This window comes from Streptomyces sp. NPDC102514 (assembly GCF_055584525.1).
Genome location: NZ_JBVJLW010000016.1, coordinates 60,120 through 75,743 on the forward strand (window position 1 = coordinate 60,120; position 15,624 = coordinate 75,743).

13 protein-coding genes are annotated in these 15,624 nt (G+C 71.1%); 9 read left to right on the forward strand and 4 right to left on the reverse strand.

Annotated features, from left to right (window positions below):
* Positions 1–774 precede the first annotated feature (774 nt).
* From ACZ60E_RS33965 to ACZ60E_RS33985, 5 genes are all read left to right on the forward strand, one after another.
* Positions 775–2,355, forward strand: a complete 1,581-nt coding sequence (locus ACZ60E_RS33965) for a hypothetical protein (protein WP_469445483.1) — start codon at positions 775–777, stop codon at positions 2,353–2,355.
* Between the two features lie 224 nt (positions 2,356–2,579).
* A complete protein-coding gene (locus ACZ60E_RS33970) occupies positions 2,580–3,089 on the forward strand; it encodes a hypothetical protein (protein ID WP_469445769.1) in 510 nt (169 codons plus the stop codon).
* The gene (locus ACZ60E_RS33975; protein ID WP_384813355.1) at positions 3,086–3,439 is read left to right on the forward strand and encodes a transcriptional regulator; all 354 of its coding nucleotides are present in this window, start codon (positions 3,086–3,088) and stop codon (positions 3,437–3,439) included. The genes ACZ60E_RS33970 and ACZ60E_RS33975 overlap by 4 nt, the downstream gene beginning before the upstream one ends.
* Positions 3,436–4,353: an ABC transporter ATP-binding protein gene (locus ACZ60E_RS33980; RefSeq protein ID WP_469445484.1), complete on the forward strand. Its 918-nt coding sequence runs from the start codon at positions 3,436–3,438 to the stop codon at positions 4,351–4,353. The genes ACZ60E_RS33975 and ACZ60E_RS33980 overlap by 4 nt, the downstream gene beginning before the upstream one ends.
* A gap of 11 nt (positions 4,354–4,364) precedes the next feature.
* A complete protein-coding gene (locus ACZ60E_RS33985; protein ID WP_469445486.1) occupies positions 4,365–5,216 on the forward strand; it encodes an ABC transporter permease in 852 nt (283 codons plus the stop codon).
* Between the two features lie 188 nt (positions 5,217–5,404).
* Here the strand turns inward: ACZ60E_RS33985 and ACZ60E_RS33990 are convergent, their stop codons facing one another.
* Together ACZ60E_RS33990 and ACZ60E_RS33995 are read right to left on the reverse strand one after the other, a co-directional pair.
* Positions 5,405–7,648: an MMPL family transporter gene (locus ACZ60E_RS33990; protein WP_469445488.1), complete on the reverse strand. Its 2,244-nt coding sequence runs from the start codon at positions 7,646–7,648 to the stop codon at positions 5,405–5,407.
* A 372-nt stretch (positions 7,649–8,020) separates the two neighbouring features.
* Positions 8,021–8,830 (reverse strand): SDR family oxidoreductase, encoded by an 810-nt coding sequence (locus ACZ60E_RS33995; RefSeq protein ID WP_469445490.1) that lies wholly within the window; start codon positions 8,828–8,830, stop codon positions 8,021–8,023.
* 101 nt (positions 8,831–8,931) lie between these two features.
* Here ACZ60E_RS33995 and ACZ60E_RS34000 point away from each other — a divergent pair, with 101 nt between their 5' ends.
* The 4 genes from ACZ60E_RS34000 (at position 8,932) to ACZ60E_RS34015 (ending at position 13,541) form a co-directional block, all read left to right on the forward strand.
* A complete protein-coding gene (locus ACZ60E_RS34000) occupies positions 8,932–9,810 on the forward strand; it encodes a helix-turn-helix transcriptional regulator (protein ID WP_469445491.1) in 879 nt (292 codons plus the stop codon).
* Positions 9,811–10,013: 203 nt separating this feature from the next.
* Positions 10,014–10,484 (forward strand): YybH family protein, encoded by a 471-nt coding sequence (locus tag ACZ60E_RS34005; RefSeq protein ID WP_469445493.1) that lies wholly within the window; start codon positions 10,014–10,016, stop codon positions 10,482–10,484.
* 304 nt (positions 10,485–10,788) lie between these two features.
* Positions 10,789–12,186, forward strand: a complete 1,398-nt coding sequence (locus tag ACZ60E_RS34010) for an MFS transporter (RefSeq protein ID WP_469445771.1) — start codon at positions 10,789–10,791, stop codon at positions 12,184–12,186.
* Between the two features lie 137 nt (positions 12,187–12,323).
* Positions 12,324–13,541, forward strand: a complete 1,218-nt coding sequence (locus ACZ60E_RS34015; RefSeq protein WP_469445494.1) for an FAD-dependent monooxygenase — start codon at positions 12,324–12,326, stop codon at positions 13,539–13,541.
* 69 nt (positions 13,542–13,610) lie between these two features.
* Here ACZ60E_RS34015 and ACZ60E_RS34020 read toward each other — a convergent pair whose 3' ends face one another.
* Both ACZ60E_RS34020 and ACZ60E_RS34025 read right to left on the reverse strand, forming a co-directional pair.
* Positions 13,611–14,291: a response regulator transcription factor gene (locus tag ACZ60E_RS34020; protein ID WP_469445495.1), complete on the reverse strand. Its 681-nt coding sequence runs from the start codon at positions 14,289–14,291 to the stop codon at positions 13,611–13,613.
* Positions 14,288–15,619 (reverse strand): sensor histidine kinase, encoded by a 1,332-nt coding sequence (locus tag ACZ60E_RS34025; protein WP_469445497.1) that lies wholly within the window; start codon positions 15,617–15,619, stop codon positions 14,288–14,290. Before ACZ60E_RS34025 ends, ACZ60E_RS34020 begins: the two co-directional genes overlap by 4 nt.
* Between the last annotated feature and the right edge of the window lie 5 nt (positions 15,620–15,624).

Consider the following 15,624-nt stretch of genomic DNA (forward strand, 5'->3'; position numbering starts at 1 on the left):
GAGCAGCGTGAGGCGGGCTCCTCTGAGATGGACGCCTTGGTGGCCGGCAGGGGCCGGTCGAATTCCGCCCCCGCCGACCTGAACCCGGTCGCCGAACCGCCGCGGTCCGCTCAGGGCGAGCGGGCGGAGCAGGAGGCTGCGGAGGAGAGACGCCGGACGGCGGCGCATCGACAGGTCGCGGCGGATGCGGCGGCTGAGGGTGGTCGTCGGCCGGGGGTGTTGGAGGAACGGCGGCGTCGGGTCGGTGCGGTGGCGTCGGATGCGGCTGCGGAGGGTCGTCGTCGGGGGGAAGAGGCGGGGGAGCGTCGTCGGGTTGCGGCGGTCGCGGTGGATGCGGCGGCTGAGGGTGGTCGTCGGCCGGGGGTGTTGGAGGAGCGGCGGCGTCGGGTCGGTGCGGTGGCGACGGACGCGGCTGCGGAGGGTCGTCGTCGGGGGGAAGAGGCGGGGGAGCGTCGTCGGGTTGCGGCGGTGGCCGTGGATGCGGCGGCTGAGGGTGGTCGTCGGCCGGGGGTGTTGGAGGAGCGGCGGCGCCGGGTTGGGGCGGTGGCGACGGACGCGGCTGCGGAAGGGCAACGTCGGCAAGAGGCCGCGGCTGCGGCGCGGGAACAGCCTGAGCGTCAAGCAGTCGTGGCTCTGCCGAGACCCCCCGAGGGTCCATTCGTCGTGGCGTCGCGAGGGCAGCCTGAGCTTCAAGAAGTAGCTGAGATACAGGAACAGCCTGAGCGCCAAGACATCGCCGAGGTGCAGGAGCAGCCTGAGCGTGAAGTGCTTGCCGTGGAGGAGCAGCGCCGGCAGGAAGAAGAGACGGCTGCGGCCGAGCAGCGCCTGCGGGAAGAAGAAGCCGCGGCTGAGGAACAGCGCCGGCAGGAAGCAGCGGCTGCAGCGACTGCGGCGGCTGTGGCCGCGCAGGACCAGGCTCAGCCGGAGACGAAGCAGCGTCGAAGTGGGCTGCGGCGCTTGGCCGGTGCCGGGGGACGGCTCAAGAGGGTTGCCGGGAAGATAAGGGAGATCCTCAGTACCTCGTCCAAGACCGACAAGGCCAAGAAGATCCTCGACCAGCCCGACACGATGGCCAACCGCATCAACGCGCCCACGGAGGGCGGCGTCCGGATGGACGGACAGGCCACGGGGGACACCGCTCAGGTGCAGGCCACCGCGATCGTCACCCAGGTCGACACCGCGATCAACGCGGTGACCGATGTCCTGGGAGTGGTCAACGACGCGCGTGCTCTGCACGCCGCGCGCAAGAGCCGCAAGGGCGTGGGGCCGGAGACCCACAAGCCCAGGAAGGACATGCGGGGAAAGCCGCTCGGCGTGGTGCAGAACGTCGGCATGGTCGCCGGCGATGCCACCGGCATGGCCAACGCCGCCGTGCGGAACGCCGGCCAACTGGGCGGGGTGGCCGCTCTCGGCGAGGCGACCGGCGTTTTCAGCATCTTCTACTCCACGGTGATCGCCGCCCGTGATTCCACCGTCATCTGGAAGACCTACAACAAGAACCGCGCACTCAAAGGTCTGGCAGGGGGACCTTCCGGCGAGGCGCCGGGGAACGAGGGCCAACTCCAGGACGTACGCGACCGGTTGGGAGAGGTGCAGCAGCAGACGGCGAGAGCGGCCTCGCGGGAGCGAGGGGGCGACCAGTCGGACATCGTCGCGGCGGAAGTGGGCACGGCCGCCACGGAACTGGGAGCGGGCGTCCTTGAACTCAACCAGCAACTGCATGCCGAACTCGCCCAGATAATCCAGTACGCGCGGCACAAGCAGCACACCAAGATGGGCAAGCGCGTCGCCAGCCTCGGGGGAAACACGGTGCGTACCGCGGGCGGTGGCCTCGCGATCGCCGCCGCGGCCGGGGCGATCGCCGGCCCGGCGGCGCCTGCCGTGGCCGGTGCGGCAGCGGCCCTCCTGATCAGTGGCGCTCTCTACAAGGGATCAAGGGCGGGCAGTAACCGGTATGTCGCCGCGCGGCATCCCGACCGGTGGGCCAGGCCCACGCCTGCGCAGGCCGAGACCGGGACGGACCGGCCCGAGGCAGCCGCTTCGGTGGCCGCGCCCGAACCGGCCGCACGCCGCGACGCGTTGAAGGAGTTCTTCAAGGTGACGAAATCCGTCCAGCAGGGCGAGCGTCACTTCATGGCGCAGAAGCTGTACGCGCTCGCGGCCGGCCCGGACGTCCCCGCGAGCAGGAACGCCACCGACGGCGTACGGGAATCGGCACGTGCGCTGCTCGGGGTCCTCAAAGCCGGCCCGACCCAGCACAAGCAGTCGCCGGAGGAGTGGGCGGCGTCGCTCAACGACCCGGCACAGCAGACCGCCTGGGAGAAGGAGATAGCCAACCAGCTCTCCTCGGCCTGAGCCGCACCCGCAGGCAGAAAGCAACGCGGGACCGGAACGACACCCCGGCGGTCGTCGTTCCGGTCCCGCGTTCCTCTTGTCCGGAAGACGCCGTCCGTGGCCGCGGCCGATGGCCCGGCACGCGCACAGCCCCCGCTCGCCGACTTGCCAGTCGGGAAAGTCGGAGATAGCTTTCCTGGTGGGAAAGTCGAGTGGTGACGGGTGAGTGGGGGCGAGGCATGGCCATCGATGCCGAACAGGCGTGGCGGGATCTGCAGCGCATCCGGGTGCCGCAGGAGCGGGTGTACGACGAGGTCGAGCGGTCCGCCGCGGGCGGCTCGGGAGACCTCTGGGGTACGGCCGCACTCATGTGGCTCTTCCTGGCCGGGCTCGGCCTTGACCTGCCCGGGTGGGGCGTCGGGCTGGCCATGGCCGCGTACGCCGCGCTGCTGGCCGGCGTGGCGGTGCTCCACAACCGCCGGAGCCGGGTGCGGCTGCACCACACCCGGTGCACCCTGCGGATGTTCGCCACCTTCGTCGCGGGGGCGGTGGTGACCGGCGGGACGGTCCTGCTGTCCGGCCGGCTGGTCGACCCGCTGGAGCCGATGCCCGGCAGTCTGATCCAGGCCACGGTCTCGGCGGCGGTGTTCGTGCTGTTCGTCGGGCCGACGGGCCGCTGGGCGGCCGGGTCGGCACGGGGCCACGGCGCGCAGGTCACCGGCACCGGCGCGGGTGGCGCGGGGGCGGAGCGATGAGCATTCCCGCAGGGTTCGACGAGCTGATCCATCCCGCCACCCGGCTGTCGGTGGTCGCGCTGCTCGCCGCCACCGAATGGGCGGACTTCGCGTTCGTCCGCGACAGCCTCTCGCTCAGCGACTCCGCGCTCTCCAAGCAGCTGCACACCCTGGAGGAGGCCGGATATCTGGAGCTCCAGAAGGAAGGGGGCGGCCGAAAGCGGCGTACCAGAGTGCGGTTGACGGACCGTGGCCGTGCCGCCTTCGAGGGCCACGTCGCGGCCCTCCGCGCGATCGTCGAGGGCGCCGGTCCCGCGTCGGCGAGCGAAACACCGCCACGGCAGAGGCACGACTCGGGGGCTGGACGATGACACCGAAGCACACACCCGCCGGGCCCGTCGGTGCCGCCCAGCCCGTCGTCCGCGCGCGGGACGTGACGATGGCGTACGGCGACGTCGAGGTCCTGCACGGCGTCGAGCTGGACATCCACCGCGGTGAGATCTTCGCGCTCCTCGGACCCAACGGCGCAGGGAAGACCACGACCGTCGAGATCCTGGAGGGCTTCCGGCGGCGTTCCGCCGGTGAGGTGAGCGTCCTCGGCGTCGACCCGGAGCGCGGAGACGACGCGTGGCGCGGCCGGATCGGACTGGTCCTGCAGTCCTGGCGCGACCACCGCCGCTGGCGGGTCGCCGAACTGCTCACGCACTTCGCCACCTACTATCCCGACCCGCGCGACCCGGCCGAACTGCTCGCCCTGGTCGGCCTCACCGAGCAGGCGGGCCGCCAGGTGGAGCGGCTGTCCGGCGGCCAGCGCCGACGGCTGGACGTCGCGCTCGGCATCGTCGGCCGCCCCGAACTCCTCTTCCTGGACGAGCCGACCACCGGCTTCGACCCCGAGGCACGGCACGAGTTCCACGTACTGGTGGAACGGCTGGCCCGGGAAGAAGGCGTCACCGTGCTGCTCACCACGCACGACCTGGTGGAGGCCGAGCGGCTCGCCGACCGGATCGCCATGCTGGTCGGCGGCCGGATCCGGGCCTGCGGGACGCCCGCGGAACTGGCCCGGCAGGCCGCCGCCCGCGCGGAGGTCCGCTGGACGGCCGGAGACGGGACGGCCCGCCGTGAACGCACCGCGGACCCCTCGCAGTTGGTCTGGGAACTCCACCGGCACGCGGACGGCCCGATCGCCGACCTGGAGGTCCGCCGCCCCACGCTGGAGGACACCTACCTGCACATGCTGCGCCGGGAACCCGACAGCACCGACGTCACGGCACAGGCCGCGTGAAAGGGACACCCATGACGAACGCCTGGCGTGCGGGGCTTCAGCGCGGCCGTATCGAACTGCGGCACCTCCTGCGCAATCCCAAGGAGCTGTCCGGCCATCTCGCCAACGTCGTCGCCGCGGTGGCGATCGCCGCCTACGTCACTGGAGATGTGCCCGGCACCCATGTCCCGATGGCACACCTCCTCCTCGCGGGCTTCGCCGCCTATCTGCTGTTCCAGATCGGACTGGTCAACCTCCCGCAGATACTCGTGACCGAACGGGAGGAGGGCACCCTGCTGCGGCTGCGCACCACCCCCGGCGGGATACCGGCCTACCTCGTCGCCAAGACCTTGCTGGTCGTCGTCGTGGCGGTCGGCACCCTGGCCCTGCTCCTGGCGGTCGCGGCGCTGCTGGCGGACGGGCCACTGCCGCACGGGCCCGGCGGCTGGCTGACGCTGCTGTGGGTCACCACCCTCGGACTGCTGGCCGTCGTACCGCTGGGCGCGGCCATCGGCGCCGTGCTGCCCAACCCGCGCGAGGCGCTGGCGTTGATCATGCTGCCGACGATGGGGCTCCTGTTCACCTCCGGGACGGTGTTCCCGATCACCGCGCTGCCCGTGCCGGTCCAGCAGGTGGCCGCGGTCTTCCCGCTCAAGTGGATGGCACAGGGCCTGCGTTCGGCGCTGCTCCCGGACACCGCACGGACCGCCGAGGTGGCCGGCTCCTGGGAACTGCCCATGGTCGCACTGGTGTTGACCGCCTGGTCGGTCCTCGGATTCCTCCTCGCGGTGCCCCTGCTGCGCCGCGCCGCCCGCCGAGAGTCCGGCTCCCGCCTGTCCGCACGCCACCGCAAGGCGGCACAGAACGGCGCACTGCCCGCGTAGTCGGCCCGCTCGACCGGGCCACCCCGGCGCCGCTGTCCCTGCGGGCACCGGCCAGGAACTCCTTCGGCGGTAGGACGCGCCGCATCACCTTCGCGGCGCTGCAACCGGGCACGGTCGCCGCCGCTCGTGACCAGGCCCCGGGCGCCGTCAGACGCCCGAGGCCGAGGAGCAAACGAGGATCAGGGGAGTCAGACCCCGGCTGAGCTCTTCGTGTCCGTCGAAGCCGCCCCCGCGGGCCCGGCAGGCACGGGCGCCGGCGTGGGACCGCCTTCGCTGAGGCCGTACTTTCCGTGGAAGGCGCGCAGGAAACCGGGCGCGTACCAGGCCGAGTCGCCGAGCAGACGCATCGCCGCGGGTACGAGGACACCCCGCACGGCGATGGCGTCGAGGAGGACCGCGAGTCCGCTGCCGAGGCCGAACATCTGCATGAAGCTGAGCTTGGCCGTGCCGAAGGCGAAGAAGCTCACCGCGAGCAGGCAGGCCGCCGCGCTGACGATGCGCCCGGTGTGCCCGAGACCGTTGACCACGGCGGACTCGTTGTCCTCGCCCTGGTCGTGGAGTTCCTTGATGCGGCTGGTGACGAAGACCTCGTAGTCCATCGAGAGGCCGAAGGCGATGCAGAACATCAGCACGGTCATCGACACCTCCATCGGCTGCGCGGTGAAGCCGAGCGGCGAGGAGAAGTTGCCGTCCTGGAAGATCCAGGTCATCACACCGAGCGTGGCCGCCAGGCTGATCGCGTTGAGGACCAGCGCGCGCAACGGGTGCACGACGCTGCCGGTGAACAGGAAGAGCAGCAGGAAGGTGGTGAGGACGACCAGGGCTATCGCGAGGGGAAGCCGGTCGGCCACGGACTGCTTGGCGTCGACGAGTACGGCGTCCGGCCCTCCGACCAGGGGGTGCGTCCCGGCGGGCGGGGCGAGCGAGCGCACCTGCTCGACCAGGTCCTGGGCGTCGTCCGACTTCGGTGTCAGGCCGCTCACCACGCTGATCCGCTGCGCGTCGGGCCGGCCGAGCGCCGAGTTGGCGGGGCCGCTCGCCGCGGCCCGGCCCTCGCTGTAGGTTCCCCCACTGGTCTCGACCCGCAGCACGCCCTTGAGCGCGGCCAGTCGACCCGCGTACGACGCCAGCGGTTCCTTGTCCACGGGCTGGTCGATCGCGATGTTCAGGGCCGAGTCCTCACTGCCCCCGAAGTCCTCCCGCAGCACCTGCGAGACCTGGCGGCTCCCGGCGTCCTTGGGCAGCACGCGCTCGTCCGGCGTACCGAAGGTGATGTTCAGCAGCGGGCTCGCCGCGAACAGCAGTACGGCGAGGACGGGCAGCGCGGTGAGAGCGGGCCGCCGCATGACCGTACGGGCCAGCCGTCCCCACAGCGGAGTGCGGGCGTCGGACCGCTGCGCCTTGGCCCACGGCAGGCGCCCGCTGTTGACCCGGTGCCCCAGCACCTTCAGCAGGGCGGGCATCACGAACAGGGTGCTGAGGGCGGCGATGGCGACGACACCGACCCCGGCGAAGCCGAACGAACGCAGGAAGTACTGCGGGAACACCAGCAGTGCCGCCAGGGCCGCCGCGACCGTCGCGGCGGAGAAGGCGACCGTACGGCCCGCCGTGTGCACCGTGCGCCGGACGGCGTCGTCCACGCTCGCCCCCGCCGCGAGCTGCTCCCGGAAGCGGCTGACCATCAGAAGGGCGTAGTCGATGCCGAGTCCGAGACCCAGGGCGGTGGTGAGGTTGGTCGCGGTGTCGGCGACATCCGTGACACTGCCGAGCAGGAAGAGCTGGGCGAACGAACCCATGATGGCGATGACCGCGATGACCAGCGGCAGCAGGGCCGCGACCACGCTGCCGAAGACGAACAGGAGCAGCACGAGGGTCAGGGGTATGGCGATCGCCTCGGCGAGGATCAGATCGTCGACCACCTGCTTCGACAGGTCGGCGCCGACGGCGGCGCCTCCGCCCGCCTGGACGGTGAGCGTGTCCTTGTACGTGCCGCTGAAGGCGTCGATGACCTCCTTGGCGTTCTCCCGCTGCTCCGTCGGGTCGCCCCGCACATGGGCGAGCACCATGGCCTCGCGGCCGTCCTTGGAACGCAGATCGGGGCTGTTCGTCTCCCAGTACGAGACGACGTTGCTGAGCCGCTCGTCCTTCTTGAGGTCGGCCGCCAGGGCCCGGCCGCTCTCCTGGGAGGCGGGGGTGTCGATACGGCCGTCGGGGGAGCGGACCAGCAGGACGAGATTGACCTCGCCGCCGAACTTCTCGTCGATGACGTTCGCCGCTCGGGTGGACTGTGAGGCGGGGTCGTCGAAGCCGCCGCCCTTCAGCTTCTCGAAGGCGCCTGCGCCCACCACGCCCAAGAGGGCCACGGCCAGGGCGGCGACGACCAGGACCAGCCGAGATCGGCGGATCGCCAATTCGGCCATGCGTTCGAACACGGGATGTCTCCTTCGATGTTCCTCGGTGAAAGGCGAGAGCGTCGGCCGGACCGAAGTCGGCACACTGCGTCGCAGAGCCCCTTCGCCCCGTCGAAAGGGGGCGCGGGCCGCGCTCTTCGTCGCCGAGAACGACGCTAGTGAGACAAGCACGTCTTTGGCAGGAGGAGATTTACCTGACAGTGTCAGATTCTCTTGTCAGGGATGCCTTTCAGGGGTAACTCCCGCACACGCACGTCGAGTTGGACGCCCTGAGGATAGCGGGACGCGGTGTCCCTGAGGTCGGCGACGGTCGTCGCCTCGAAGACGGCCTGCCCGGCCTCGTGCCGGGGTGGCGGCAACTACGCGCCACCCCGGTACGGCCGGCCGCCCCTCTCAGCCCAACTCGGTTGGAACCACCGTCAGTTCGGCGATGTTGACCCGGGCCGGTACCGCCACCGAGTACGTGATGGCGTCGGCCACGTCCTCGGCGGTGATGGTGGTGAGGGCCGACCGCATCTCGTCCAGCCCGGCGCGGGTGGCCTCGTGTGCCATGTCGGCGCCGAGTCCGGTGACGGCGAAGGCGGGGTCGACGGACCGCACCCGTACACCGCGGGGCCCCAGGGAGGCACGCAGGTTACGGGTCAGCTGGGCGTCCGCCGCCTTGGTCGCGCCGTAGACCGGGTAGTCGACGAAGATCACTTCCGCCGCGATCGAGCCGAGGTGCACCAGGTCCGCGGGCCGACCGGCCCCGGCCGCGTCGAGCAGGTCCGCGACGAAGGCCCGGCCGGTCCCCAGCAGGCCCCGCAGATTCACGTCGATCATCCGGTCCCATTCGCCCGTGTCCGCCACGTCGAACGGCGCACCGAGCATCACCCCCGCGTTGGCGACGACCAGGTCCGTTCTGCCCAGGCCGGTGCGGATGCGTGCGGCGGCGGCGTTCAGCGCGGCGCTGTCGGTGACATCCACCGAGAGCGCCATGACGTCGGCGGAGTGTTCCTTCCGCAGGGTCGCGGCGAGGTCGTCGAGTGGTCCGGACCGCCTGCCGAGCAGCGCGACCGCCGCTCCGGCCGCGGCGAAGCGGTGTGCGGTCGCGGCGCCGATCCCGGCACCGGCCCCGGTGATCACCGCGACCCGGCCGGCCAGCGGACCCACGGGTGCGTCGGCGACGGACTGGGAGAGATGGTTCGAAGCGTTGTCTGTCATGGGAGCGATCGTGTGCGGAGCGCCGGAGGCCGGCCAGGGCGGTCTCATCCTGGGTGTGCCACACCCAGGTAACCGCTTCCGTGCGCGCCTATCGTTGCGGCATGGACAGTGGCAACCCTTTGGGTGAGTTCCTCCGCGCCCGGCGAGAGATGACCGACCCGTCCCGGGCCGAACAGCCCTGGTCGGGCCGGCGCAGGACGCCGGGCCTGCGCCGGGAGGAGGTCGCCCAGTTGTCCGGAGTCAGCACCGACTACTACGCCCGGCTGGAACAGGGACGGGAGAAGCACCCGTCCGCGCAGGTGGTGCACTCCCTGGCCCGCGCCCTCGGACTGAATCCCGAGGAGACGGCACACCTGCACCGGCTGGCACGGACAGCGCGTGGCTCCGTACGACGAGGCGGCCGGGTGCCCGTCGGGCCGAGGCTGCTGCGCCTGATGGACGGCTGGCACCACACACCCGCGCTGGTCCTCGACCGCCGACTGGACGTGCTGGCGGGCAACCGCCTCGGACGCGCCCTCTTCGCCACGATGCTGGACCGGGACGAGACCAACCTGGTCCGGTTCACCTTCCTCGACCCGGACTCCCGGGACTTCTACCCCGACTGGGAGCAGGTCGCCCGGTCCGGGCTCGCGGCCCTGCGCGCGGGCAGCGGCGACCTGGTGAACGACCCCCGGCTCACCGAACTGGTCGGTGAACTGTCCCTGAAGAGCCCGGAGTTCCGCGCGCTGTGGGCCCGGCACGACGTACGGGGCAAGGGCCATGAGGCCAAGTCCTTCAACCACCACGAGGTCGGCGAACTGACCCTGACCTACGACTCGTTCACCGTCGACAGCGCGACGGACCAGCAGCTCGTCGTGTACCAGGCCGAGCCCGGCAGCACCTCCCAGCAGGCCCTCGCACTGCTTGCCACGGTGGCCGCCGAACTGCCCGCCTCGGACCTCGTGGCCGTTCCCCGGGTGGGTGCGACGGACCCTGCCTGAGTTCCGCCCGCGGCCCTAGGGCCTGTCTGACAATTCCCGTCTGCCTGGCGACGCCATGCACGCACTCTCGCCGCACCGGGCACAGAGCCAAGTACGTCCAGTACGAGGCTCTGTGCCCGGCACGGCGAGAGCACGCACCTGACGCCGCCCGGCCGCCCTGCGGGCGACGACGGGAATTGTCAGACAGGCCCTAGCGTCGAGGCATGACCGATGTGAACGACGAACAAGCGATCGCGGAACTGCACAGCCGATGGGTGTTCGGATGGGAGCGCGACGACGGGGACGCCCCGTTCGACTTCCGGCGCACCTTCGGTGAGTTCTACGACTTCGACTCCCCGGACGTCCGCCTCTACGACGACTTCGACGCCGAGCAGCGCGTGGCGACGACAGCCGCCCGGTACGGCTCGATCTGGGAGCCCGCCTTCCGCGAGATGGTGTCCGCACACCATGTTGTCGACGACGGACCGTATGTGATGGCCGACCATGATCTGGCCGCCTCCACCCTGACGTTCGTGGCGCGGATCACCATGGCAGACGGCACCACGGACATCCGCACCACGACCTCGCTGGTCTGGCGCCGGACACCGGACGGCTGGCGGATCGTCCGCGAACACAACTCGACCAAGATGCTGCCTGCGGGTGACCTCGACGGCGTGCTGCGGGTGGGCCCCTGACGCGGCCACGTCGGACCAATGACGCGCCCACGTCGGACCAATGACGCGCCCACGAACGCGTCCACTACGGGCGTCCACAGCACGCCCGTAGTGCGGAGGCACCAGCTCAGGTGCGTGCCTGGTCCGGGTGCACCAGAGGGAGACGGCGGCTGGGGACGATGCCCGGCACGGGCGCCCGAGGGGAGTGTGGGGGACGCGTGCATCTCACGTGATCCCACACTTCCCTCCCGGTGTCTGGAGTGATCCACAGGTGATGGCAAGAACGTCTCCGTCCGACGTATCCGATGCATCGGACGTGTCCGACCTGTCCGAAGCCACACATCCCGCGGTCCGCCTCGGACGACCGTCGATCGCCGCCCTCGGCGTCCTGGCACTGGCCCTCGGTGCCCTGCAGTCGGTCGTGGAGCCCGCACTCCCGCTGTTGCAGGGCGAGTTGGGAGTCAGCCCCGCCGAAGGAGCGCTGGTCGGCAACGCGTTACTCGTCACGGGCGCGGTCATCACACCCGTCGCGGGCAAACTCGGCGACCGCTACGGCGGAAAACGCGTGCTGATCTGGCTGATGGCAGTGGTCTCGGCCGGTGGCCTGCTGGCCGGTCTGGCGCCGAACCTGCCGGTACTGCTGCTCGGTCAGGTGTTGCAGGGCGTGATGGTGGGCGCGCTGCCCCTCTCCTTCATCCTGGTACGTAAACACCTCCCGCCGGCGGAGTCACAGGTGGCGATCGGAGTCGTCGTCGCGCTGTTCACGGGCGGCGGCATGGTGGGCATGCTGTTCGCCGGGCCGATCGCCGAAGGGCTGTCCTGGCACTGGATGTTCGCGCTGCCCACGATCGCGATCATCGCGACGACGGTGGTCGTGAGCCGGTTGATGCCGCACGATCCGCCGGCCTTCTCGGACCACGGGATCGACTGGCCCGGTGTGGTGCTGCTCAGTGGCGCGTTGCTCGCGTTCATGCTCGGGCTCGTGACGGTGACGAGGGACGGCGGTCTGCCGCCGCTCGCGGTCGGTGCCGTCGCGGTGGCCGTGGCCGTCCTCGCGGCCGGCTGGGTCGCCGTCGAGCGCCGGGCGGCCTCGCCGATGGTCGATCTGCGCATGCTGGCGAAGCCCGCGATGTGGCAGGCCTGCGTACTCACCTTCGTCATGACCGTCAGTTCCGGGATGGTGCTCTTCCTGCTCCCGCAGCTGTTCGCCGTCTCGGCCGACGGCTACGGCTTCGGAGCGGACACCACCGGCATCGGTCTGTTCCTGCTGCCCGGCGCCGTCGCGGGAGCGGTCAGCGATTCGGTCGGCGGGCTCGCGGTACGGCGTTTCGGCTCGCGTGCCGTGGTCGTCGTGGGCTCCGTCGCCACGGCGGTCACGATGATCGCCCTGGCCTGGCTGCACAGCGCGGAATGGCAGCTCGTCCTCGCGAAGGTGCTGACCGCGTTCGCCGCGGGCGTCGGCACCACGGCCCTGCTCGCCGGGACCGCCACCGCCATCGCGACCAAGGACATCGGCATCGCCACCAGCCTGCTCGTGGTGACGCGCGTGATCGGTGTCGCACTGGGCGCCCAGGTGGCCGGCGCGATCCTCGACGCCGGGGCCGGACCGGTCACGGGCCTGCCCGCCGAGTCGGCCTTCGCCGCGGGGTTCACCGTCGCCGGTCTCGTCGCCGCGTCGGCACTGCTCGTTGTCCGTCTCACGAAAAAAGGAGCCCAGGCATGACACGGATACCGACGCCGATACCGACACCGACGCCGACCGGTCCGTCGACGGACGTGAAGAACACGACGAACAGGAAAGACACCACGAACAGGAAGGACACGGGGATCACGGGGTTCACGAAGAACACGAGAGGTCCCGTGAGGCGGAACGTTCTGATCTCCGGGGCCAGCATCTCCGGACCCGCGCTGGCGTACTGGCTGCACCGGTCCGGATACGCGGTCACCGTGGTGGAGAAGGCGGGCGCACTGCGCGCCGGCGGTTACCCGATCGACATCCGCGGCACCGCGATCGAGGTCGTCCGGCGGATGGGGATATTGCCTCAGTTGCGGGACGCCCACATCGACTCGCGCCGCTGCACGTTCCTCGACTCCGACGGCAGCTTGGTGACTTCGGCGCGTCCGAGCGCCGTTGCCGGCAGTGTCGAGGGACAGGACCTTGAGGTACGCCGCGGGGATCTGGCCGCGCTGCTCCACGCGCTGGTCCGCGACGACGTGGAGTTCCTGTTCGACGACTCCATCGACACCCTCGACCCGCTGCTTAACACCCCCAACTCCCCGCACGTCCCTGGCCAGTACGGGCAAGGAGTCGACGTCACCTTCCGCAGCGGGCGACGGCGTACGTTCGACCTGGTGGTCGGCGCCGACGGCATGCACTCGCACACCCGGGAGCTGGTGTTCGGCCCCGAGGAACAGTTCCACCACTATCTCGGCTACTGCTTCGCCCTGTTCACCATGCCGAACTCCTTCGGGCTCTCCCGCGAAGTCATGCTGTGGAACACCCCGGGAAAGGCCGCTGCCCTGTACGCCGTCGGGGGCAACGACGAACTGCACGCCTTCCTGAACGTCCACCGGCCGCAACCACCGTTCGGCACCCTCCGCGACCCCGGCGCCCAGAAGCAGTTGGTCGCCGCGGCCTTCGCGGGCGCGGGATGGAAGGTCCCCGACATCGTCGACGCCATGCGCCACGCGGACGACCTGTTCTTCGACACGGCCGGGCAGATCCGTATGCCCCACTGGTCCCGTGGCCGTGTCGCGCTCGTCGGCGACGCCGCGTACGCACCCTCGTTCCTCACCGGACAGGGATCGAGCCTCGCGCTGACCGGCGCCTACATGCTCGCCCACGCACTGGCCACCCACCGGGACCACACCACGGCCTTCGCCGCCTACGAACGCGACACCCGCGGGTTCGTGGCCATGAACCAGGCACTGGTCGACCAGGGCGCGGCCTCGCTCTTCCCCACCACGGCACGGGCGTTGGAGCAACGCAACGCCAGGCTGCGCGACCTCGTCACCCTGCCCTCAGCCCCGGCCCGACCGGCTCATTCGGCACTCACACTGCCCGAGTTCACCCAGTAGCCGTGAGGAGCAGCCGCAAGACCCAGCCGTGAGCAGTGGCTGTGAGAACGGCCGACCCCCGGCGGCGGATCACGACAGGCCGTCGGGGGCGGGGTGGGCCAGGCCCGTCCGGTAGGCGATGACGACGAGTTGGGCCCGGTCGCGGGCCTCCAGCTTCGTCATGGCGCGCTGCACATGGGCGCGTACCGTGAACGGGCTGAGGAACATCCGCTCGGCGATCTCCTGGTTGGACAGACCGGTCGCGACCAGCGCCACCATCTCGCGTTCGCGCGGGGTGAGCACGGCGAGCTGTTCGGCGTGCTGCGGCAGGTCGTTGTCCGGCGTGGCCAGGAAACGGGCCACCAGGGAACGGGTCGCGGCGGGCGACAGAAGAGTGTCTCCGTCGGCGATCGTCCGCACGGCGTCCAGCAGGTCCTCGGCCCCGATGCCCTTGCCGATGAAGCCGCCGGCCCCCGCGCGCAGCGCCTGGGCGACGTACTCGTCGGTCTCGTACGTGGTGAGGATCAGGATGCGGCTGGTACGCAGTTCCGGGTCCGCGCAGATCTCCGAGGTGGCGGTGAGACCGTCCACCTCGGGCATACGGATGTCCATGATCACCACGTCCGGGCGCAGCTCCCGGGTGAGCCGTACCGCCTCCCGGCCGTCGCCCGCCTCACCGACCACGGTGATGTCGTCGGCACTGTCGAGGAGCAGCCGGAAGGCACCGCGGAGCAGGGCCTGATCGTCGGCGAGGAGCACCCTGAGCGTCACGACGCCTCCCCGCCGACCTTGCTGTCACCGATATGACCGACACCACTGATGTCACCGACACCACCGGCATCCCCGCCATCCCCGGTGTCCCTGGCGGGCGGAAGCGGCAGCTGCGCCGAGACCAGGAAGCCGCCCTCCGCGCGCCTGCCCGCGGAGAGGTGACCCCCCACCGCGGTGGCCCGCTCACGCATCCCGATCAGACCGAAACCGGGCGACGGACGGTCCGGAGCCGCGGACGAACCCGGTCGCGCGGACACGGCCGGGGCCGTACGGGTGCCCCCTCCGTCGTCGGCGACCGTGACGGTCACGCGGTCGCGGTGCCAGGCGAGGCGCACCCGGGCGCTGCGGGTACCGGAGTGTTTGGTCACGTTGGTCAGGGCCTCCTGGACGATGCGGTAGGCGGTGAGGTCGACCCCCGGCGGCAGCGGCCTGGCCGTGCCCTCCTGGTGCACCGACACCTCAAGGCCCGCGCGGTGGAAGGACTCGATGAGGGTGGGCAGCCGGGACAGCCCGGGCGCTGGTTCGGCGGGCGCGGGAGCGTCCCCGGTCTGCCGCAACAGGCCGACCGTGGCCCGCAGTTCGTCGAGCGCGTGCCCGGTGGTCTCGATCAGCTCCCCGAGGCTCTTACGGGTCTGCTCCGGGCGCGTGTCGAAGAGGTGGGCGGCGACCGTGGCCTGCGCGTTGGCCAGGGTGATCTGATGGGCCACGAGATCGTGCAACTCCCGGGCGATACGCACCCGTTCCTCGGCCACACGCCGACGCGCTTCCTCGTCCCGGGTCTCCTCGGCCCGCCGGGCCCGCTCCTCCACGGCTGCCAGGTAGGCCTGGCGGTTGCGCACCGAGTGCCCGAGCACGCCGGCCACCAGCGGGAACGCCGACACCACTCCTATCCGGCTCGTGTCCTGCCACGAGAGGTCCCCGGTCAAGGGAAGGGAAGCCACCAGCAGTACGGCGGCACTGAGCGCCACCGCGCCCGCCGCGCGCCGTTCGGTGCGGGCGGCGAGCGCGTAGGAGTAAGCGCTGATCACGGCGGGAGCCGCGGTGAGCGGGCTCAGCAGCAGGCCCAGGGGCTGTACGAGGACCGTGGCCGCGGTGGTGGCCGCGAGGGCGGCCAGGGGTGCCCGGTGCCGCAGCGGCAGCACGGCACAGGACACCACGGCGACGAAGTAGGCGGCGACAGGCGGCGCCGACAGCGTGTCGTCGACCTGGATCACACCGCCGAGCAGACAGAGCACGAACGCCGTCGCCGGGACCGCGCCCTGCCGCCACCACGTGCGAGGTGATCGCGGGCCGTGTGATCGCGGGCCACCGCCGCCTGTGCTCGCCATGGCCG